Below are 21,300 nucleotides of genomic sequence, written 5' to 3'. Positions count from 1 at the left end.
GTTTCGGTGGTCATAGCGTGAGGGAAACGCCCGGTTACATTCCGAACCCGGAAGCTAAGCCTCACAGCGCCGATGGTACTGCAGGGGGGACCCTGTGGGAGAGTAGGACACCGCCGAACTCCTTTTGAAGCTCCGGCTCTTGGGCAATGCCCAGGGGCCGGAGCTTTTTTGCGTTGAGGTAGGGTCAGGGGGCATCGTTGGCTCGTTTCGCACAGGAGGCCCCCGGGTGGAGGTCCAGGAGACCCGCGTCCAGACGGACCGGGTGCTCACCATCCCCAACATCCTCAGCATGGCCCGGCTCGTCGGCGTACCGGTCTTCCTGTGGCTGATCCTCAGGCCCGAGTTCGGTGGCCCCCAGAGTGACGGCTGGGCCCTCCTGGTGCTCGCGTTCAGTGGGGTCAGCGACTATCTCGACGGCAAGCTCGCCCGGCGCTGGAACCAGATCAGCAGCCTGGGCCGGCTCCTCGACCCCGCGGCCGACCGGCTGTACGTCCTCACGACGCTGCTGGGCCTCACCTGGCGGGAGATCCTCCCGGTCTGGCTCACCGCCCTTCTGCTGGCGCGGGAGCTGATGCTGCTGGTGATGGTGGGGATCCTCAGGCGCCACGGCTATCCGCCGCCGCAGGTGAACTTCCTCGGGAAGGCCGCCACGTTCAACCTGATGTACGCCTTCCCGTTGCTGCTGCTCAGTGACGGAAAGGGGTGGATCGCGTCACTCGCCGCTGTTTTCGGATGGGCGTTCGCAGGGTGGGGTACAACCCTCTATTGGTGGGCAGGAGTGCTCTACGTGGTACAAGTCCGTCGCCTGGTTCGCGCGGACGCCGTGACCGATTGAGCTCATCGATTGTCCGGACATAGTGGCCCGATGGCCCGCTGCCCAAAACTGCGGGACAATCTCGATGGGTGAAGTCGGCTAGACCGTCGTCTCTTTAGGAGGACGCTCCCGACATGAAGGCCGTCGTGATGGCCGGTGGCGAAGGCACTCGCCTTCGCCCTATGACCTCCAGCATGCCCAAGCCGCTCCTTCCGGTGGCCAACCGGCCGATCATGGAGCATGTGCTGCGGCTGCTCAAAAGGCATGGGCTCAACGAGACCGTGGTCACCGTGCAGTTCCTGGCATCGCTCGTCAAGAACTACTTCGGCGACGGCGACGAGCTCGGAATGGAGCTCACGTATGCCAACGAGGAGAAGCCACTCGGTACCGCCGGCAGCGTCAAGAACGCCGAGGAGGCGTTGAAGGACGACGCGTTCCTCGTCATCTCCGGCGATGCCCTGACCGACTTCGACCTCACGGACCTGATCAATTTCCACAAGGAGAAGGGCGCGCTGGTCACGGTCTGCCTGACCAGGGTGCCCAATCCGCTGGAGTTCGGTATCACCATCGTCGACGAGGAAGGCAAGGTCGAGCGTTTCCTCGAGAAGCCGACCTGGGGGCAGGTCTTCTCCGACACGGTGAACACGGGCATCTACGTGATGGAGCCCGAGGTCTTCGACTACGTCGAGGCGGACGTGTCCGTCGACTGGTCCGGAGATGTCTTCCCGCAGCTCATGAAGGAAGGCAAGCCCATCTACGGGTACGTCGCCGAGGGCTACTGGGAGGACGTCGGCACGCACGAGAGCTACGTCAAGGCCCAGGCCGACGTGCTCGAGGGCAAGGTCGACGTCGACATCGACGGATTCGAGATCTCCCCGGGCGTCTGGGTCGCCGAGGGTGCCGAGGTGCACCCCGACGCGGTACTCCGCGGACCGCTCTACATCGGCGACTACGCCAAGGTGGAGGCCGGCGCCGAGATCCGCGAACACACCGTCGTCGGCTCCAACGTCGTCGTCAAGAGCGGTGCCTTCCTGCACAAGGCGGTCGTGCACGACAACGTGTACGTCGGCCAGCACAGCAACCTGCGCGGCTGCGTCGTCGGGAAGAACACCGACATCATGCGGGCGGCCCGCATCGAGGACGGCGCGGTCATCGGTGACGAGTGCCTGATCGGTGAAGAATCGATCGTTCAGGGCAATGTGCGGGTCTACCCGTTCAAGACCATCGAGGCCGGCGCCTTCGTCAACACCTCGGTCATCTGGGAGTCCAGAGGACAGGCGAACCTCTTCGGCGCCCGCGGTGTCAGCGGCATCCTCAACGTGGAGATCACGCCCGAGCTGGCCGTACGGCTGGCCGGAGCCTACGCGACCACGCTGAAGAAGGGGTCGACGGTCACCACCGCCCGAGACCATTCCCGAGGCGCGCGAGCGCTCAAGCGTGCGGTGATCTCGGCGCTCCAGGCCAGTGCCATCGACGTACGCGACCTGGAGAACGTGCCGCTGCCCGTGGCGCGGCAGCAGACCGCGCGCGGCAGCGCCGGCGGCATCATGATCCGTACGTCGCCGGGCGTGCCGGACTCCGTCGACATCATGTTCTTCGACGGGCAGGGCGCGGACCTGTCCCAGGGCGGTCAGCGCAAGCTGGACCGCATCTTCGCGCGGCAGGAGTACCGCCGGGCGTTCCCCGGCGAGATCGGTGACCTGTACTTCCCGGCGAGCGTCTTCGACTCGTACACGGGCTCGCTGCTGCGCAACGTCGACACGACGGGCATAGCGGAGTCCGGCCTCAAGGTCGTCGTGGACGCCTCCAACGGCAGCGCCGGCCTCGTCCTGCCGAGCCTGCTGGGCAAGCTCGGCGTGGACTCGCTGACGATCAACCCCGGTCTCGACGAGTCCCGGCCCACGGAGACCACCGAGATGCGGCGCAGCGGGCTGGTGCGGCTCGGGGAGATCGTGGCGTCGTCCAGGGCCGCGTTCGGCGTCCGGTTCGACCCCGTCGGCGAGCGGCTGTCGCTCGTGGACGAGAAGGGGCGGATCATCGAGGACGACCGGGCTCTGCTGGTCATGCTGGACCTGGTGGCCGCCGAGCGGCGCAGCGGGCGGGTGGCCCTTCCGGTCACCACGACCCGGATCGCCGAGCAGGTGGCGGCGTATCACGGTACGCAGGTCGAGTGGACGACCACGTCTCCGGACGACCTCACCCGGGTGGGCCGCGAAGAGGGCACGATCTTCGGTGGCGACGGCATGGGCGGGTTCATCGTCCCCGAGTTCAGCGGTGTCTACGACGGCACGGCGGCGTTCGTGCGGCTGATCGGTCTGGTGGCGCGCACCCAGCTCACCCTGAGCCAGATCGACGCGCGGATTCCGCGGGCGCACGTCCTGAAGCGGGACCTGGCGACCCCGTGGGCCGTCAAGGGCCTGGTGATGCGGCGGGTCGTCGAGGCGGCGGGAGACCGCTCCGTCGACACGACGGACGGTGTGCGGGTCGTGGAGAGCGACGGGCGCTGGGTCATGGTGCTGCCCGACCCGGCCGAGGCCGTCACCCATCTGTGGGCCGAGGGCCCGGACGACGCCTCCGCGCAGGCGCTGCTGGACGAGTGGTCGGCCGTGGTGGACAGCGCCGGCCGCTAGGCGGAACCAGCAGCTCCGGGCGGCAAAAGGCACCGCACGCGCGCGTGCCGGACAAGTGTCCCCAAGGGGGCCTGTCCGGCACGCCGGAGGGGCCATTCGGAGGTACTGCTCGCGACGTGCGACGATGTGCGGCATGCCGCAGCCACCCCCCGTTCGGAGCAGCCCCTCGCCGCCGCGGCGTCCCGATGCCTCCATGTCGTTGATCACCAACGTCATGGACCACAGCCTCGACGACGGGTACGCCGAGGCCGCCGCCCGCAGGCAGTCCCGGGGCGAAGGGGGACTGCCCAGGACCCTCAGGGCGAAGCTGGTCCTGGCGGCCGGGCTGGTCCTGGCCGCACTGGTCGTGACCGTGGGCGCGGCGCAGGCGCGTGTCGCGGCGCCCACGGTGGCCAAGGAGCGGCAGGAGCTGATCGACCGGATCGACCGGGAGACGGCGGCCGCGGACCAGCTGCAGAAGGACGTCGACCGGTTGCGCGACGACGTCGGCGCGCGCCAGCGGACGGCGCTGAGGCAGAGCGGCGGCAGCGCCGACGCGGACCTGGTGGGCGTCCTGTCCGGGGCCACCGCGGTGCACGGTCCCGGGGTGAAGCTCGTGGTGGACGACGCCAAGGCGGCGAGCAGCGGGGGAGACGGTACGAACCCGCGCGAGACCTCCGGTTTCTCCGACACCGGGCGGGTGCGCGACCGTGACATGCAGCGTGTGGTCAACGGGCTGTGGTCCTCGGGTGCCGAGGCGGTGTCGATCAACGGGCAGCGGCTGACGGCCCTGTCCGCGATCAGGGCGGCCGGTGACGCGATACTGGTCGACAACAAGCCGCTGGTGCCGCCGTACACGGTGCTGGCGGTGGGGGACGGCGAGCGGCTGGGCAACAGGTTCCAGAACAGTGCGGACGGGCTCTATCTGCATGCTCTGGAGCAGAACTTCGCCATCCGCGCCACCATCTCCACGGAGAGCGACGTCCGGTTGCCCTCCGCGCCGAGTGTGATCGTACGAACAGCAGAGCCAGCGTCCGGGAACGCCGAGAAGACTGAGAAGGGCACATCGTGATCGCCGTACTGGGCCTCGTCGTGGGAGTCGTGGCCGGCTTGTTGGTCCGGCCTGAGGTTCCGGCGGTGGTCGAGCCTTATCTGCCGATCGCCGTCGTGGCGGCGCTGGACGCCGTGTTCGGTGGTCTGCGGGCCATGCTGGACGGCATCTTCGACGACAAGGTCTTCGTGGTGTCGTTCCTGTCGAACGTGGTGGTGGCCGCGCTGATCGTGTTCCTGGGCGACAAGTTGGGCGTGGGCGCGCAGCTGTCCACGGGTGTCGTGGTCGTGCTCGGTATCCGGATCTTCTCCAACGCCGCGGCGATCCGGCGGCACGTCTTCCGGGCGTGATACCGATGAGCAACCAGGACGAGCAGCCGGAGAACAGGCTGCGCAGGGAACTGCCCGACGAGGTGCCGCCCGCGGCTCCCGAGCCCGAGCGGCCGGCCACCGAGGACGCCGAGGCGTCGCTCACCGGGCGTCAGCGGCTGGTCAAGGGGCTGTGGCCGCTGCGGATCACGCGTGCCCAACTCATCGTGGCGCTGCTGCTCTTCGGTCTCGGTTTCGGGCTGGCCGTGCAGGTGGCGTCGAACAGCGACAGCGACGGCGCGCTGCGCGGGGCACGTCAGGAAGATCTTGTTCGTATTCTCGATGAACTGGATTCCCGTACGCAGCGTCTTCAGGACGAGAAGCAGGGACTCGACAAGCAGCGCCAGGAACTTCAGAGCAGCTCCGACCAGGCGGCGGAGGCCCGCCGGCAGACCGCCGAGAAGGAACGGCAACTCGGCATCCTGACGGGGAGTGTGGCGGCGCAGGGTCCCGGCATCACGATGACGATCGAGGACACGAAGGGAACGGTCAAGGCGGACATGCTGCTCGACGCGATCCAGGAGTTGCGCGCGGCCGGTGCGGAGGCGATTCAGGTCAACGGGGTGCGTGTCGTCGCGGGCACGTATTTCAGCGACGCCGGCAAGAGCGTGAGCGTCGACGGGAACAAGATCAACGCCCCCTATCGTTTCAAGGTCATCGGCAAGTCGCAGGATCTGGAGCCGGCGCTCAACATCCCCGGAGGTGTGGTGCAGACACTGGAGAAGGAGCAGGCCACGGTGACCGTCGAGCGGTCCGGCAAGATCGTCGTGGATGCCTTGCGGCAGGTGAAGCAGCCTGACTACGCTCGGTCGTCCTCCCAGTGAACCGTCGGTGCATGGGGGACGTCCGGCACGGGCATGAGGTTGCGGGGGGTCGACGCACCGATGGGGCGGTGCGTGGTGGAAACTGTCTGGTGGCTACGGACGTTGTCAGGATGTCCGGGTCGGCCGGTGTAGGCAATCAGGGTTCGTCCTGCCCCACGGGCGGGTCTGTTTCGGTCAAGGGGAATCGCCCGTGAAGTTGTTTGCGAAGTTGTTCGGCAAGAGCGCACGAGAGGGCAGCGACAACGCGACCGCTCGTCATCGCGCAGAGCCTGACGCCGAGGGCCAGCGTCCGCTGTTCCGGGACCAGGTGGCTGGTCCGGGCGGTGACATTTCCGGAGGTCAGGGCGCGGCGTCTGTTGACCCTGCCCAGTCCGGCGGCATAGGTTTCGGGCAACCGTCGACCTCGAGTGCGGGTGGAGGGTTCGCTCCAGGCCCGTATGCTTCCAACGCCCCCGCGGGGCAGCCGCGGCAGGAGGATCCGTCCATGTCGGCCCTGGTGTGTACGAGGTGCGGTAACCGCAACGCGGAGAACGCGCGCTTCTGCTCGAACTGCGGCGCGCCGCTGCGTCCCGGTGTGACGCCGGAGCGCGCGTCCGAGACCACCTCCACGATTTCCATCTCCGGTATCGAGGCCTACGACGCCGAGGTGACCGGTCAGACGCAGATGCCGATGCTCTCGCCCGAGGCGCAGGCCGCGGTCGACGCGCTGCCGCTGGGTTCGGCGCTGCTGGTGGTGCGGCGGGGCCCGAACTCGGGCAGCCGCTTCCTGCTGGACAGCGACCTGACCACGGCCGGCCGGCACCCGCAGAGCGACATCTTCCTGGACGACGTGACGGTCTCCCGCCGGCACGTGGAGTTCCGGCGGGCCGGGGACGGTTCGTTCACGGTGGCCGACGTGGGCAGCCTGAACGGCACGTACGTCAACCGGGAGCGGATCGACCAGGTGGCTCTGTCGAACGGTGACGAGGTGCAGATCGGCAAGTACCGGCTGGTCTTCTACGCGAGCCGGCAGGGCATCTGACCCTCCGGACTCCGTCCGGGGGGACGACCCCCAGGGAAGGTCCATGCTTCACACACCGAGCGGCGGTGCCCGAAGCGGTACCGCCGCCACGGACAGAGGGCTGATGAGCATCGGCGCGGTGCTGAACCGGCTGCGCGAGGAGTTCCCCGAAGTCACGATCTCCAAGATCCGTTTCCTGGAGTCGGAGGGTCTCATCGAGCCGCAGCGGACCCCTTCGGGGTACCGCAAGTTCAGCGCCGGGGACGTGGAGCGCCTCGCTCACGTCCTGCGGATGCAGCGGGACCACTATCTGCCGCTGAAGGTGATCCGCGAGCACCTGGACGCCATGGAGCGGGGCGAGGCCGTCGCGCTGCCCGTGGTGGGGCGCCAGCGCACCGGGGAGGACGTGCCCGAGCCCCCGGGGCGGGCGACGGTGGCGCGGATCGGGCGGGCCGAGCTGCTGGCCGCCGCGGACATCGCCGAGGGGGACCTGGCGGAGTGGGAGTCGTACGGGCTCATCACTCCCCTGGAGGACGGGGTGTACGACGCCGAGGCCGTGACGGTGGCCTCGCTGGTGTCCGAACTGGGCCGGTTCGGGATCGAGCCGCGCCATCTGCGGCTGATGAAGGCGGCGGCCGACCGCGAGGCGGGCCTGGTGGACCAGGTGGTGGCCCCGTTGCGGCGCCACCGCAATCCGCAGACCCGCGCGCACGCCGAGGCCCGTGCGAAGGAGCTGGCCGCGCTCACGATGCGGCTGCACGCCTCGCTGGTGCAGACGGCGCTGGGCGTCCGGTTGCCCTGAGCGACGGGGTGCGCCGGCGGCCGGATCGGCCACCTGTTCCCGGCCCGACTACCCAAACGTCCCGGGCACGGCCTAGGGTTGCTGTGTGAACGAGCTCGATGTCGTAGGTGTCCGGGTGGAAATGCCCTCCAACCAACCGATCGTGCTCCTGCGCGAAGTGGGGGGCGACCGCTACCTCCCCATCTGGATCGGGCCTGGGGAGGCGACGGCGATCGCCTTCGCCCAGCAGGGCATGGCCCCCGCGCGACCGCTGACCCACGACCTGTTCAAGGACGTGCTGGAGGCCGTCGGCCAGGAGCTGACCGAAGTACGCATCACGGATCTGCGTGAGGGCGTCTTCTACGCGGAGCTGGTCTTCGCCAGCGGGGTCGAGGTGAGCGCCCGTCCTTCCGACGCCATAGCGCTCGCCCTGCGCACCGGGACGCCGATCTACGGCAGCGACTCGGTGCTGGACGACGCCGGCATCGCGATCCCGGACGAGCAGGAGGACGAGGTGGAGAAGTTCCGCGAGTTCCTCGACCAGATCTCGCCCGAGGACTTCGGCACCAGCAGCCAGTGAGGCCGGGTCGGCCGTGCGGTCCGCAGGTCCGCCGACAGGGCGGGACGGCGCCTCGTGGCGGCCGCGGGCACGGCAATTGCCACCGTCCATTGAGAGCGTCCTCCGGCCCTGCGCGAGAGCATTCGGCTAGCCTTTCCCCGCGGTGGGGTGCGGGAAACCACTCCTAGGGTGATTATCACTCGGCGTGCCGAGTGTGGCGATCGTTGACGCACCCCTGGTGACTGCCTACCGTCGAGAAGGCAGGTCAAGGACGGAGGTCGGCGTGAGAACGAGCGGCGACGGTACGGCTGGGGGCGCCCCCGGACGAGGGTTCGGGGAGAGCGGTCCGTACCCTCCCCCGAGTTCTCAGCCGCGCTCGCGCGGGGGGTACGCCCATCCCGGCAGCGCGAGCGACCCCGCCCCGCAGCGACCTACGGCGGTGCCGAACGGCGGAGGGGCGGCGTCCATGGGGACCGAGGAGATCGGGTACCGCGGGCCCACCGCCTGCGCGGCCGCCGGCATCACCTACCGGCAACTGGACTACTGGGCCCGCACCGGGCTCGTCGAGCCGAGCGTGCGGCCCGCCTTGGGGTCGGGCACCCAGCGCCTCTACAGCTTCCGGGACGTCGTCGTCCTCAAGATCGTCAAGCGGTTCCTGGACACCGGTGTCTCGCTGCAGAACATCCGGACGGCCGTCCAGCACCTCAGGGAACGCGGTTTCCGCGACCTGGAGCGCATGACGCTCATGAGTGACGGCGCGACGGTGTACGAGTGCACCTCGCCCGACGAGGTCCACGCGCTGCTCCAGGGCGGTCAGGGCATCTTCGGCATCGCCGTCGGCGTGGTCTGGCGGGACGTGGAAAGCGCGCTCTCACAGCTGCACGGCGAGCGGGTGGACACCGGGGAGACGCTGGTCGGGCACAACCCGGCGGACGAGCTGGCACGGCGGCGCAACCGGGCCGTCTGACGGAGCCGGCCCCCCGGGCCGTCCGGCAAGGCCCGCCGACCGGACCCGCGATGCCCCGGCGCTCCCCGCCGGGGCATTGTCAGTGGTGTGGTGCAGCATCGGAGTTGTGAGAAACGCGCCCACGATCCTGCATCTCGACATGGATGCCTTCTTCGCCTCGGTGGAGCAGGCGTCCAAGCCGAGCCTGCGCGGGAAGGCCGTCGTCGTGGGCGGGCTCGGGCCGCGCGGTGTGGTGGCCACCGCGTCGTACGAGGCGCGTGTCTTCGGGGTGCACTCGGCCATGCCGATGGCCCAGGCGCGCCGGCTGGCGCCCCACGCGGCGTACCTCGTGCCCCGCTTCACCCTCTACCGGTCGATCAGCGAGCGGGTGATGGCGCTGCTGCGCGAGCTGTCGCCCCTGGTGGAGCCGCTGAGCCTGGACGAGGCGTTCGTCGACCTGGAGGCCGCCGGAGCGGCCTGGGACGAGGATTCGGCGCGGCTGGCCGGGGTGAGGCTGCGCGCGGACATACGGGCGGCCACGGGTCTGACCGGGTCGGTGGGTCTGGCGGCCTCCAAGATGCTCGCGAAGATCGCCTCGGAGCAGGCCAAGCCCGACGGGCTGGTGCTCATCGAGCCCGGGACCGAGCGGGCGCTGCTGGGCCCCATGTCGGTGCGGACCCTGCCCGGGGTCGGTCCGGCCACCGGGGACCACTTGCGGCGGGCGGGGATCAGCACGGTGGGGGAGCTCGCCGAGGCGGGGGAGGACGAACTGGTCCGCCTGCTGGGCAAGGCGCACGGGCACGCCTTGTACGCCATGGCGCTGGCACACGACGAGCGGCCCGTGGTGGCCGAGCGCGAGACGAAGTCGGTGTCGGTCGAGGACACCTACGACGTGGACATCCACGACCGGACCCGGGTCGGACTGGAGGTGCAGCGGCTGGTTGACCGGTGCGTGGGGCGGCTGCGCGGTGCCGGGCTGTCGGGCCGGACCATCGTGCTCAAGGTGCGGCGCTACGACTTCTCCACGCTGACCCGTTCCGAGACGCTCCGCGGGCCGACCGACGACCCGGCGGTGATCCGGGAGGCGGCCGCGCGCCTGCTGGAGGCGGTGGACACCACGGGCGGGGTGCGGCTGCTCGGCGTGGGGGTGTCCGGGCTGGCCGACTACACCCAGGAGGACCTGTTCGCCCAGGCGGCACAGCCCTCGCGGGCGGCGGAGACGGACTCGGACGAGGCGGCAGGGACGCGGGGAGCACCGGGGGCACAGGGAGCGGAGGACGGGGCCGGCACGGACCGGCGGGAGCCCGCGGAGCGGCACTGGCGGGCCGGCCAGGACGTGCGGCACGCCGACTGGGGGCACGGCTGGGTGCAGGGCAGCGGTCTGGGCCGGGTGACCGTGCGTTTCGAGACGCCGCTGTCGGAGCCCGGGAGGGTGCGGACGTTCCGGGTGGAGGAACCCGCGCTGGAACCGGCGGATCCGCTGCCGCTGGTGGCTGAGGCGGACCCGTTGCCGCAGGGTCCGCCGTGAGGGGCCGCTCAGGTCTCCTCGGTGCCCGCCAGCTTGCCGAAGTCGTGGTCGGGGAACGCGCGGGGCGGAGTGACGTCGAGACCGTAGTGGTGGTAGAGCTGCAGTTCCTGTTCGGGGGAGAGGTGGCGGCCGACGCCGAAGTCGGGAGCGTCCTTGATGAGCGAGCGGTCGAAGGGGACCTGGAGGGCGCCTTCCACCAGTTCGCTGGGCTCGAGGGGCACGAAGGCGTCCCGGGAGAACAGGCCGGTGCGTATGGCCGCCCACTCCGGCACGCCCGTCGCGTCGTCGAGGTACACCTCGTCGATCGTGCCGATCTTGGTGCCATTGCGGTCGAACGCCTTGCGGCCGATCAGGTTGCGCGGATCGATGTCGGTCTGCACGGTCCCTCTCCCTCCAGCTGGTCGCAACACATCCGTAAGCACAACAAAAGAGCACATTCGGGGAGGCGGCCACTCGAGGGCTCGGGCGTTGACCTCGCTGGTAGGCTGACAGCGGCTGCTGACCCCGTGCGGGAGAGTCCTCCGACCACCTCGGAGGCGCCGAAGGAGCAAATCCTCCCCGGAATCTCTCAGGCCCACGTACCGCACGGACGAGGTCACTCTGGAAAGCAGAGCGGGTGTCGACGGCGTCCGCTCTCACCGACGGTGAAAGCCGGGACCCTCGGGCGCCCGGTGAAGCTCTCAGGTGCAGATGACAGAGGGGGAGGCCGTCGGGACACCCGCGCCGTGGTGTCCCTCGAAGGTCGCGTCAGACCAGGAGGCCTCCGCAATGACCGCCCATCGCATTCCGCTCTCCGAGCTCGAAGCGGGCATCCCCTTCGAGCAGCGCCACATCGGGCCCGACCAGGAGGCGCGGGCCAAGATGCTCGCGCAGGTCGGCTACGGCTCCCTCGACGAGCTGACCGCCGCCGCCGTTCCGGATGTGATCAAGAACGCCGACGCCCTGGACCTGCCGGGCGCCCGCACCGAGGCCGAGGTCCTCGCCGAGCTGCGCTCGCTCGCCGACCGCAACCAGGTCCTCGGTTCCATGATCGGGCTCGGGTACTACGGGACCTTCACCCCGCCGGTCGTGCTGCGCAACGTCATGGAGAACCCGGCCTGGTACACGGCCTACACCCCGTACCAGCCGGAGATCTCGCAGGGCCGGCTGGAGGCCCTGCTGAACTTCCAGACGATGGTCGCCGAGCTGACCGGCCTGCCGACCTCCGGCGCCTCCCTGCTGGACGAGGGCACCGCCGCCGCCGAGGCGATGTCGCTGTCCCGGCGCATGGGCAAGAACAAGAAGGGCCTGTTCCTGGTCGACGCGGACGCCCTGCCGCAGACCATCGCCGTCATCGAGACGCGCGCCGAGCCGACCGGCGTGGACGTGGTCGTCGCCGACCTCACCGACGGCATCCCGGCCGACATCGCCGCGCGCGAGATCAACGGCGTGCTGATCCAGTACCCGGGCGCCTCCGGTGCCGTTCGCGACATCAAGCCGGTCATCGAGCAGGCGCACGAGCTGGGCGCGCTCGTCACCGTCGCCGCCGACCTGCTGGCCCTCACCCTGCTGACCTCCCCGGGCGAGCTGGGCGCCGACATCGCGATCGGCACGACCCAGCGCTTCGGCGTCCCGATGGGCTTCGGCGGACCGCACGCGGGCTACATGGCGGTGCACGAGAAGTTCGCCCGCAGCCTGCCCGGCCGTCTCGTGGGCGTGTCCGTCGACGCCGACGGCCACAAGGCCTACCGCCTCGCCCTGCAGACCCGTGAGCAGCACATCCGCCGTGAGAAGGCCACCAGCAACATCTGTACCGCGCAGGTGCTGCTCGCCGTCATGGCCGGCATGTACGCCGTCTACCACGGCCCCGAGGGCCTGCGGACCATCGCCCGCCGCACCCACCGCTACGCCACGATCCTCGCCGAGGGCCTGAAGGCGGGCGGTGTCGAGCTCGTCCACGGCGCCTACTTCGACACCCTCACCGCGCGTGTTCCGGGCCGGGCCGAAGAGGTCGTGGCCGCCGCCCGCGCGGGCGGCGTCAACCTGCGCGCGGTCGACGCCGACCAGGTCTCCCTGGCCTGCGACGAGACGACCAACCGGGCCCATCTCGCGGCCGTCTTCGCCGCCTTCGGCGTCGACGGCGACATCGAGGCCCTGGACGCGGCCGCCGGCGAGGCGCTGCCCGAGGCGCTGCTGCGCACCGACGACTACCTGGCCCACCCGGTCTTCCACGAGCACCGCTCGGAGACGGCGATGCTGCGCTACCTGCGCCGGCTCGCCGACCGCGACTACGCGCTCGACCGCGGCATGATCCCGCTGGGCTCCTGCACCATGAAGCTCAACGCGACCACCGAGATGGAGCCGGTGACCTGGCCCGAGTTCGGCCAGCTGCACCCGTTCGCGCCCGCCGAGCAGGCCGAGGGCTACCTGACGCTCATCCGCGAGCTGGAGGACCGGCTCGCCGAGGTCACCGGCTACGACAAGGTCTCGCTCCAGCCGAACGCCGGTTCGCAGGGCGAGCTGGCCGGTCTGCTGGCCGTGCGCGGCTACCACCGCGCCAACGGCGACGAGCAGCGCACCGTCTGCCTCATCCCGTCGTCGGCGCACGGCACCAACGCCGCCAGCGCCGTGATGGCCGGTATGAAGGTCGTCGTCGTCAAGACCGCCGAGGACGGCGAGATCGACGTCGCGGACCTGCGGGCCAAGATCGAGCAGTACCGCGACGAACTGTCGGTGCTGATGATCACCTACCCGTCGACGCACGGCGTCTTCGAGGAGCACGTCGCCGACATCTGCGCCCAGGTCCACGAGGCCGGCGGTCAGGTGTACGTCGACGGCGCCAACCTCAACGCCCTGGTCGGCCTCGCCAAGCCGGGCCACTTCGGCGGTGACGTCTCGCACCTGAACCTGCACAAGACCTTCTGCATCCCGCACGGCGGCGGCGGCCCCGGCGTCGGCCCGGTCGGCGTCCGCTCGCACCTGGCGCCGTACCTGCCCAACCACCCGATGCAGCCGGCGGCCGGCCCGGAGACGGGCGTCGGCCCGATCTCGGCGGCGCCCTGGGGCAGCGCGGGCATCCTGCCGATCTCCTGGGCGTACGTCCGGCTGATGGGCGGCGAGGGCCTCAAGCGCGCCACCCAGGTGGCCGTGCTCTCCGCCAACTACATCGCCAAGCGCCTCGAGCCGCACTTCCCCGTGCTCTACACCGGCCCCGGCGGTCTGGTCGCGCACGAGTGCATCATCGACCTGCGCCCGCTGACCAAGGCGACCGGCGTGAGCGTGGACGACGTGGCCAAGCGTCTGATCGACTACGGCTTCCACGCGCCTACCATGTCCTTCCCGGTGGCCGGCACGCTGATGATCGAGCCGACCGAGTCCGAGGACCTGGCCGAGCTGGACCGCTTCTGCGACGCGATGATCGCCATCCGCGCGGAGATCGAGAAGGTCGGCTCCGGCCAGTGGCCGGCGGAGGACAACCCGCTGCGCAACGCCCCGCACACCTCGCGGGCGCTGGGCGGCGACTGGGACCACGCCTACAGCCGCGAGGAGGCCGTCTTCCCGGCCGGTGTCGTGGCCGCCGACAAGTACTGGCCGCCGGTGCGTCGCATCGACCAGGCCTTCGGCGACCGCAACCTGGTGTGCTCCTGCCCGCCGCTGGACGCCTACGAGGACTGAGCGAGCGAGTGGAGGAGGGCCCCCGTCCGTGCCGGACGGGGGCCCTCCCGCGTTCCGCGTCCGGTCAGACGGTGGCGAGCGCCACCTCGGTCGCCTTGATCAGGGCGATCACGTCGGAGCCCACGAACAGCCCGAGATCGGCGGCCGCGTCCTTGGTGATCGCCGCGGTCAGCTCACCGCCGGCCATCGTGACCTTCACCGTCGCCATGACGGTGCCCAGCTCGAGATGGGTGACGGCGCCGGGGAACTGGTTGCGGATCGACAGTCCCTCGTCCCGGCTCGTGGCGATGGAGACCTCCGTCGACTTCACCAGCGCGCGGACGGCCGTGCCGGGGGCGAGGCCGAGCTGCTCGACGGCGTCCAGGGTGATGGCCGAGGTGAGGTCCTGCCCGCCGTCGAGGCGGACCTTGACGGTGGCCATGACCCCTCCCGGTCGGACCTCGGTGACGGTGCCGGGGAGCTGGTTGCGAATGCTCAGTGTCATGGGCACCCACCGTAGGGCGCGCGGGCGTTCAGGCCGGGTACGCGTGCGTCTGGGTCGCCTTGACCGTCGCCCAGACAGCGGCGCCGGGGTGCAGGCCGAGCTCCGCGGCGGCGACGGTGGTGAGATCGGCGGCGAGCGGCAGTCCACCGGTGAGGTCGGCGCGGATCTGGTCGCCGTGGGTCTCCAGACCGGCCACCTCGCAGCGCCACAGGTTGCGGGCGCTGGCCCCCGCGGGCCGGTCCCGGAACAGGGTGACGGCGCCCGGCGGGAAGGCGACGAAGACGGGCCCGGACAGCGTCTCCGTCACGGTGATCACGGCTCCGGAACCGAGCCGTACCGTGTGGCCCTCGGCCTGCCCCCGGTAGAGGTTGAGGCCGACGAGCTGGGCGATGTAGTCCGTGCGCGGCCGGCGGGCGATGTCCGACGGGGTGCCCTCCTGCACGACCCGGCCGTGCTCGACGACGACCAGCCGGTCCGCCAGCACCATGGCGTCCAGCGGGTCGTGGGTGACCAGGACGGCGACCGCCTCGAACTCGGCGAGGTGCCGGCGCAGCTGGGCGCGCACCTCCAGCCGTGTGCGGGCGTCCAGGGCCGCGAGCGGCTCGTCCAGGAGCAGCAGCCGGGGCCTGGTGGCCAGGGCGCGGGCGAGGGCGACGCGCTGGGCCTGGCCGCCGGAGAGCCGGCGCGGCTTGGCGGTGGCGTGGTCGGCCAGGCCCATGCGGTCCAGCCAGGCGGCGGCCTGGGCGCGTGCCTCGGCCTTGCCGGTGCCCTGGCAGCGCGGCCCGAAGGCCACGTTGTCCAGAGCGGACAGGTGCGGGAAGAGCAGGTAGTCCTGGAAGACGACGCCGACCGGGCGCGACTCGGGCGGTGTGTCCGCCAGGGACGTGCCGTCCAGCCGCAGGTGGCCGTCGGTGAGCGGGGCGAGGCCGGCGAGGGCGCGCAGCGCGGTCGTCTTGCCGGCGCCGTTGGGCCCGAGCACCGCGACGACGTCACCGGGGGCGGCGCTCAGGGCCACGTCGAGCCGGAAGGAGCCCCGGTCCACGACGAGCCGGGCGTCGAGTCCCTGCTCGCCCCGTACCGCGAGGCCGGGCTTGCGGGAGTCGGTGTCGGTCATGGATCCGTCCGTCGGCACTGGTGCGGGGTCGTCGTCTTCCATCCTGAGGGCAGCGTCAGGATCCCGTCAGCCACCGGTCGCGCAGTCCGGCGAGCACCGCGATGGACACGGCGAGCAGGACGAGGCTGAGCGCGATGGCGGCCTCGGGGTCGTTCTGCAGGGCGAGGTAGACCGCGAGGGGCATGGTCTGGGTGCGGCCGGGGAAGTTGCCCGCGAAGGTGATCGTCGCGCCGAACTCGCCGAGGGCGCGGGCCCAGGCCAGGACCGCGCCCGCGGCGATGCCGGGGGCGATCAGCGGCAGTGTGACCCGGCGGAACGCGGTGAAGCGGGAGGCGCCGAGCGTGGTGGCCGCCTCCTCGAAGCGCGGGTCGGCGGCCCGCAGGGTGCCCTCGACGCTGATGACCAGGAAGGGCATGGCGACGAAGGCCTCGGCGACCACCACGCCCGCCGTGGTGAACGGCAGGGTGATGCCGAACCAGGAGTCGAGCCAGGCGCCGACGACGCCGTTGCGGCCCAGGGCGAGCAGCAGCGCCACACCGCCGACCACCGGCGGCAGGACGAGCGGCAGGGTCACCAGGGCCCGCACCAGGCGGCGGCCGGGGAAGTCGGTGCGGGCCAGCAGCCAGGCCAGCGGCACCCCCAGCACGAGGCACAGCGCGGTCGCCGCGGTCGCGCTGACCAGCGAGAGCCGCAGGGCCTGCCACACCTCGGCGCCGGCCAACTGCTCCGGCAGGCTGCGCCAGGGGGCGCGCACCAGCAGCGCGACGAGCGGCAGCAGCAGGAACGCCAGGGCGACGAGGCCGGGCACCAGCAGGGGCAGCGGCACCCCGCGGCCGCGGCGCCGGGCTTGCCGAGCGAGGTCACGGCTTGAGGAACCCGGCCTCGCTCAGGACCCGCCGGCCCTCGGCGGACCGCACCAGCGTGATGAACGCCTTCGCCGCCTCGGCGTTCCGGGCGTTCTTCAGCAGGGCGATCGGGTAGTCGTTGACGGCCTTGGCCGACTCGGGGAACTCCACGCCCTCCACCTTGTCACCCGCGGCCTTCACATCGGTCCTGTAGACCACCGCGGCGTCGGCCTCCTTCAGCTCCACCTTCGTCAGGGCGCTCTTGACGTCCTGCTCGTAGGAGACAGGGGTGAGCTTCAGGTCGCCGGCGTCCAGGGCCTTCTGGGCGGCGGCGCCGCACGGCACGGTCCTGTCGCACAGGACGACCTTCAGAGAGGACTTGGTGAGGTCCTTCAGGGAGGCCACCTTGTCGGGGTTGCCCGGCAGGGTGGCGATCTCGAGCTGGTTGCGGACGAAGGTGGCCGGGGTGCCGGCGGCGTCCTTCTTGTCCGTCACGAGTGCCATGGTCTTGGGGCTGGCGGCGGCGAACACGTCCGCGGGCGCGCCGCCGGTGATGCCGGCGGCGAGGGAGTCGCTGCCGCCGAAGTTGAAGGTGACCTTGGTGCCCGGGTGCTGCTGTTCGAACCGCTTGCCCAGAGTCGTGAAGCTCTCCTTCAGGGAGGCCGCAGCGAAGACGGTGACCGTGCCGGACAGCTTCGGGGAGACGGAGCCGGACTTGTCCGGCTTGGCGGACGAGTCGTCGGAGGAGGAAGAGGAGCAGGCGCTGAGTGCCATCAGGGCGGCGGCTCCCGCACCGGCCAGCTGCAGCGTCCGCCGGGTCCGGCGCACGGAACGGGTCATCAGGATGTACTCCTCAGGATCGTGGAACAGCGGTCGCGCCCTGCGACGGCCGCACTTCGGCCGTGCGGCGATGATACTGCCGCATCTGCGAGCTGTAAGTCTCCTGTCACATCGCATGAGCTGCGCACTCATGGCTTGTAGCTTGCATGTGCGTTTGTACGGTGCTCGTCGGCGGGTACCGTTTTCCGGGAGGTGGTCGCAGGTGGAGCTCGCGGAACTCGCCCTGACCGGAGATCTGGTACGACCCGCCCGGCTGACCGTCCCGGACCTGCTGCGCCGCCCGCAGCACGCGGCGCGGGTCAGCTTCGAGTGCGCCACCAGCGGCACCCGGCACCACCGGTTCACGGGCCCGCTCCTGTACGACGTACTGGCCGGCGCGGGGCCCGTGTTCGACCCCGCGCGGCGCAAGGACCGGCTGCGCTTCCTCATCGCCGTCACCGGCACCGACGGTCACCGCGCCCTGCTGTCCTGGGCCGAGATCGACCCGGACTTCGCCGACGCCCCGGTACTGCTCGCCGTCACCGTGGACGGCACCCCGCTGGACGCGGCCGGCCCGCAGCTGGTGCTCCCGCAGGACCGCTGCGGGGGCCGGCACATCAGCGGCATCACGGCGATCCGGGTCGACGGCGGGTACGGCTTCGGCGCTCCAGTGCCCGCCACACCCGGTCGCGCGTCAGCGGCAGCTCCGTGAACCGCAGGCCGGTCGCGTCCCGCACGGCGGTCGCGAGCGCGGGGGCGACCGGGTCGAAGGGGCTCGCGCTCATCGACTCGGCGCCCTGCTCGCCGCTCCCGACGCTTCCGGCGCGGCGGTGGAGAGCGCGCTGCGGCGGGCCGCGCCGCCGGCGAGCGGGCCCTACCGGGTCGTCGTCGCCGGGGCCGGGACGGGCGGTGCGGAAGTGGCGCAGGGAGCGTCGGCGGAACCGGCCGGGCACCTCGCGGCCGGGGCCGCGGCGGGACGGCTGCCGGACGGGCACGCCTTCGCCGTCCTGCCGGACGCCGGGGACGGCCGGCAGGAAGACGCGTGGCCCCTGTCGCCGGCTGCGCGCCGGACGTGCCCCTGCACGCCCGGACGGGGGTCGCCGTCCCGGAACCCGGCGGCCTGGCCGGGGCACCTGCCCAGGCCCGCTACGCGCTCACCTCGGCGCTGACCACCGCGCCGGACGCCCCGAAGCTGACCGGCGCGACCGCGCTCACCGGCCTGGACGACCTGCTCACCGGAGTGCCGCGCGAGGTGCGCGAGGCGTACGGCCACGCGGTCCCCGGTCCGCTGCCGGACACCGACCGCGCGGCCACCGCCGTACTGCTGAGCACCCTGGAGACGTTCCTCGCCTGCGACGGTTCCCGGGCCGCCTGGACCTGTGGGCCGCGCCGCTGTGCCGGTGAGAGCCGGTTCAGACGCGGTCGATGTGCACGTTCGTCGACTTCACGCGAGCGGTGGCCTCCATGCCGACCTCCAGGCCGAGCTCCTCCACGGCCTCCCGGGTGAGCAGCGAGACCAGCCGGTGCGGGCCCGCCTGGATCTCCACCTGTGCGGCGACGTCGCCGAGCTTGATGGCGGTCACGATGCCCGGGAAGGCGTTGCGCACCGAGGTGGAGGAGACCTCCTCCTCACCGCTGCCCGCCTTGGCCAGCTCGACCGAGAACGCGGCGAGGTCCCTGCCGTCGATGAGGCGCCGTCCGGCCTCGTCGCGATGGGTGGTCACCCGGCCGGCGTCGGCCCAGCGGCGGGCGGTGTCCGGGCTCACGCCGAGCAGCCGCGCCGCCTGGCCGATCGTGTAGGACTGCATGCGGGTCACGATAGGGCCACCGGTGGCGCAAAGGCGTGGTGGGGCCGCCGGGGCGGCTGTCAGCCCGTGTGCACGCGCGGCCGGCGGTCGCGGTCGGGCTCCGCCTCGCGCAGCACCTCACGGGTGACCGGGGCGACCTCGCCCTGGCCGAAGAGGAAGAAGCGCAGGAAGTTGGCGAACGGGTTGCCCTCGGTCCACTCGAAGTAGATGTGCGGCGTGCAGCCGGTCAGGTCGCGGACGTGCAGGAGCAGGGCGGCCAGGGCGTTGGGTACGGAGGCGGACTCCACGCTGAGCACGCGGTAGCGGCCGTGCATGACCTCGCCGCGTACGCTCAGGCCCGCCTCGAACTCGGAGGGGTCGGTCACCGTCACCTCGAGGAAGACGAAGTCGTCCTGCTCGGGCATGTCGTTGTCGGTGCGGATCTGCTCGATCTTGTCGCGGTACTCGGCCTTGTCGCGCTGGTCGGGCTCGTTGGCGATGAACCGCATCTTGCGGCTGGCCATGTCCCGGACGAAACGTTCCGCCATCGGGTCCATCGTCACGCTGGTCACCCGCAGCTCGAAGGCGCGGGCGAGCCGGGACAGCAGCGAGACCAGGATGATGCCCGCGATGAAGCAGGCGCCGATCTTCACACCGTCCGGGCGCTCCAGGACGTTGACGACGGTCGTGTACAGGAACACCACCGCGATGACCGCGAACAGGACGGTCCAGCGCCGCTGCCGCGCCTTGCGGGCGGCGATGGTCACCGCGATGGCCGCCGAGCTGATCAGCACCAGCACACCGGTGGCGTAGGCGCCGCCCTGCTTGTCCACGCTGGCGTCGAAGATCCAGGTCACCAGGAAGGCGATCAGGGTGAAGACGATGACCATCGGGCGCACGGCGCGGGCCCAGTGGGGGGCCATGCCGTAGCGCGGGAGGTAGCGGGGCATGAGGTTGAGCAGGCCCGCCATCGCGGAGGCGCCGGCGAACCACAGGATGGCGATCGTGGAGACGTCGTACACCGTGCCGAAGGCCCCGCCCAGGTACTGGTGCGCCAGGTAGGCGAGCGCGCGGCCGTTGGCCTGGCCGCCCGGCTTGAACTCGTTCGCCGGGATCAGCAGGGTGGTGATGAAGCTGGTGGCGATCAGGAAGCAGCTCATGATGACGGCCGCGGTCGTCAGCAGCTTCTTGGCGTCCCGGATCCGGCCCGTGGGGCGGGCCTCGGTGTCGCTCGCGTCGCCCCGGACGTGCGGCATGACGGCGACGCCGGTCTCGAACCCGGACAGGCCGAGGGCGAGTTTCGGGAAGACGATCAGGGCGACGCCGATCATGACGAAGACGTTGCCGTGCTCCGCGGTCAGCGCGTCGGCCCAGTCGGTGACCACGTACTCGGCGGTGACGACGTGCCAGATGCCGACGGCCACGACCACGACGTTGAGCGCGAGGTAGATGCCGACCAGGGCGACCGCGACGCCGATGGCCTCCAGGAAGCCCTTGAGGAACACCGCGCCCAGCAGGGCGACCAGGAACAGGGTGATCAGCATCTGGTAGCCGTGCAGCGCGCTCGTGAGGTGCGGGTTCTCCACGAGGTGGGTGGAGGCGTCGGCGGCGGAGAGGGTGATCGTGATCAGGAAGTCCGTGGCCGCGAAGCCCAGCAGGGTGAGGACGAACAGCTTGCCCTTCCAGAACGACAGCAGCCGCTCCAGCATGGCGATGGAACCCTCGCCGTGCGGGCTCTCCTCGGCCACCCGGCGGTAGACCGGGAGGGCGCCCGCCAGGGTGACGACGACCAGCACGATGGTGGCGATCGGTGACAGCAGGCCGGCCGCGAGGGCCGCGATGCCGGGCTGGTAACCGAGCGTGGAGAAGTAATCGACGCCGGTCAGGCACATCACGCGCCACCAGCGCTGGCCCTCGTGCGGGGGCTCGGGCTCCGCGTGGGGTCCGGTGACGCCGCCGTGCTTGCCCATGTCGGACAGGCCCTCCAGCATCCAGGCGCGCAGGCGGCTGGGAGGGTGCTCGGTCGTGACCATCGGCGTGCTCCTGTGTGCGGCTCAGCGGTTCGGCCATCACAGGGACGGCGGCTTCAGCGTAAGCGGAGAGTGACGCCTGGGCCC

General features: G+C 71.1%; 19 protein-coding genes, 1 rRNA gene, 2 pseudogenes and 1 riboswitch. Of the genes and pseudogenes, 13 read left to right on the top strand and 9 right to left on the bottom strand.

Translation table 11 applies throughout. The annotated features are described in order from the left end of the window. Positions 1-2 precede the first annotated feature (2 nt). The 11 genes and pseudogenes from rrf (at position 3) to B446_RS07020 (ending at position 10,567) form a co-directional block, all read left to right on the top strand. Positions 3-119, top strand: a 5S ribosomal RNA gene (rrf, locus tag B446_RS07070). Between the two features lie 107 nt (positions 120-226). Beyond that, entirely contained in the window at positions 227-835 is a 609-nt protein-coding gene (locus B446_RS07065; RefSeq protein ID WP_020938738.1) for a CDP-alcohol phosphatidyltransferase family protein, read from the top strand. A 113-nt stretch (positions 836-948) separates the two neighbouring features. Continuing rightward, on the top strand, positions 949-3,444 hold the full coding sequence (locus tag B446_RS07060) for a mannose-1-phosphate guanyltransferase (protein ID WP_020938737.1): 2,496 nt from the start codon (positions 949-951) through the stop codon (positions 3,442-3,444). Positions 3,445-3,568: 124 nt separating this feature from the next. Further along, positions 3,569-4,495 (top strand): DUF881 domain-containing protein, encoded by a 927-nt coding sequence (locus B446_RS07055; protein WP_106960547.1) that lies wholly within the window; start codon positions 3,569-3,571, stop codon positions 4,493-4,495. Then, positions 4,492-4,824, top strand: coding sequence for a small basic family protein (locus tag B446_RS07050; protein ID WP_003988855.1), 333 nt, complete (start codon positions 4,492-4,494; stop codon positions 4,822-4,824). The genes B446_RS07055 and B446_RS07050 overlap by 4 nt, the downstream gene beginning before the upstream one ends. Positions 4,825-4,829: 5 nt before the next feature. Beyond that, positions 4,830-5,666, top strand: a complete 837-nt coding sequence (locus B446_RS07045) for a DUF881 domain-containing protein (RefSeq protein ID WP_020938735.1) — start codon at positions 4,830-4,832, stop codon at positions 5,664-5,666. A 190-nt stretch (positions 5,667-5,856) separates the two neighbouring features. Further along, positions 5,857-6,687, top strand: a complete 831-nt coding sequence (locus B446_RS36900) for an FHA domain-containing protein (RefSeq protein ID WP_193384434.1) — start codon at positions 5,857-5,859, stop codon at positions 6,685-6,687. A gap of 43 nt (positions 6,688-6,730) precedes the next feature. Then, entirely contained in the window at positions 6,731-7,468 is a 738-nt protein-coding gene (locus B446_RS07035; protein WP_020938733.1) for a MerR family transcriptional regulator, read from the top strand. An 85-nt stretch (positions 7,469-7,553) separates the two neighbouring features. Further along, positions 7,554-8,027: a bifunctional nuclease family protein gene (locus tag B446_RS07030; RefSeq protein WP_020938732.1), complete on the top strand. Its 474-nt coding sequence runs from the start codon at positions 7,554-7,556 to the stop codon at positions 8,025-8,027. 262 nt (positions 8,028-8,289) lie between these two features. Next, a complete protein-coding gene (locus B446_RS07025) occupies positions 8,290-8,973 on the top strand; it encodes a MerR family transcriptional regulator (RefSeq protein WP_078614655.1) in 684 nt (227 codons plus the stop codon). Between the two features lie 106 nt (positions 8,974-9,079). After that, positions 9,080-10,567: pseudogene (locus tag B446_RS07020) on the top strand (DNA polymerase IV). On the opposite strand, the gene B446_RS07015 reads toward B446_RS07020, so the two are convergent. Next, entirely contained in the window at positions 10,489-10,860 is a 372-nt protein-coding gene (locus B446_RS07015) for a PRC-barrel domain-containing protein (protein WP_020938729.1), read from the bottom strand. The pseudogene B446_RS07020 and the gene B446_RS07015 overlap by 79 nt on opposite strands. Positions 10,861-10,979: 119 nt before the next feature. Then, positions 10,980-11,074: riboswitch (glycine riboswitch) on the top strand. A 174-nt stretch (positions 11,075-11,248) separates the two neighbouring features. On the opposite strand from B446_RS07015, the gene gcvP reads away from it, so the two are divergent. After that, a complete protein-coding gene (gene gcvP / locus B446_RS07010) occupies positions 11,249-14,134 on the top strand; it encodes an aminomethyl-transferring glycine dehydrogenase (RefSeq protein ID WP_020938728.1) in 2,886 nt (961 codons plus the stop codon). 64 nt (positions 14,135-14,198) lie between these two features. On the opposite strand, the gene B446_RS07005 is transcribed toward gcvP, so the two are convergent. From B446_RS07005 to modA, 4 genes are read right to left on the bottom strand one after another with little or no spacing between them, the layout of a single operon-like run. Then, positions 14,199-14,618, bottom strand: coding sequence for a TOBE domain-containing protein (locus B446_RS07005; RefSeq protein WP_020938727.1), 420 nt, complete (start codon positions 14,616-14,618; stop codon positions 14,199-14,201). 28 nt (positions 14,619-14,646) lie between these two features. Next, positions 14,647-15,732 (bottom strand): ABC transporter ATP-binding protein, encoded by a 1,086-nt coding sequence (locus B446_RS07000; RefSeq protein WP_043474955.1) that lies wholly within the window; start codon positions 15,730-15,732, stop codon positions 14,647-14,649. Positions 15,733-15,787: 55 nt separating this feature from the next. Next, entirely contained in the window at positions 15,788-16,558 is a 771-nt protein-coding gene (locus tag B446_RS06995) for an ABC transporter permease (protein ID WP_020938725.1), read from the bottom strand. Between the two features lie 34 nt (positions 16,559-16,592). Beyond that, positions 16,593-17,417: a molybdate ABC transporter substrate-binding protein gene (gene modA, locus B446_RS06990; RefSeq protein WP_020938724.1), complete on the bottom strand. Its 825-nt coding sequence runs from the start codon at positions 17,415-17,417 to the stop codon at positions 16,593-16,595. Positions 17,418-17,619: 202 nt separating this feature from the next. On the opposite strand from modA, the gene B446_RS06985 reads away from it, so the two are divergent. After that, positions 17,620-18,108 (top strand): molybdopterin-dependent oxidoreductase, encoded by a 489-nt coding sequence (locus B446_RS06985; RefSeq protein ID WP_020938723.1) that lies wholly within the window; start codon positions 17,620-17,622, stop codon positions 18,106-18,108. Here B446_RS06985 and B446_RS41090 read toward each other — a convergent pair. The 4 genes and pseudogenes from B446_RS41090 to B446_RS06975 form a co-directional block, all read right to left on the bottom strand. After that, a pseudogene (locus B446_RS41090) lies at positions 18,023-18,202 on the bottom strand (hypothetical protein); the annotation flags it as partial. The gene B446_RS06985 and the pseudogene B446_RS41090 sit on opposite strands and share 86 nt — an antisense overlap. Positions 18,203-18,542: 340 nt before the next feature. Then, entirely contained in the window at positions 18,543-18,728 is a 186-nt protein-coding gene (locus B446_RS38955; RefSeq protein WP_020938721.1) for a hypothetical protein, read from the bottom strand. An 80-nt stretch (positions 18,729-18,808) separates the two neighbouring features. Next, positions 18,809-19,204: a TOBE domain-containing protein gene (locus B446_RS06980; RefSeq protein ID WP_020938720.1), complete on the bottom strand. Its 396-nt coding sequence runs from the start codon at positions 19,202-19,204 to the stop codon at positions 18,809-18,811. Between the two features lie 59 nt (positions 19,205-19,263). Beyond that, positions 19,264-21,216 carry an APC family permease gene (locus B446_RS06975; RefSeq protein ID WP_020938719.1) on the bottom strand — a complete coding sequence of 651 codons (1,953 nt, stop codon included), beginning with the start codon at positions 21,214-21,216 and terminating at the stop codon, positions 19,264-19,266. Positions 21,217-21,300: the final 84 nt, after the last annotated feature.

Source organism: Streptomyces collinus Tu 365, from assembly GCF_000444875.1.
GTDB classification, from domain to species: domain Bacteria; phylum Actinomycetota; class Actinomycetes; order Streptomycetales; family Streptomycetaceae; genus Streptomyces; species Streptomyces collinus_A.
Note: the sequence above shows the minus strand (reverse complement) of the source record. Positions and strands in the feature narration are given on the sequence as shown.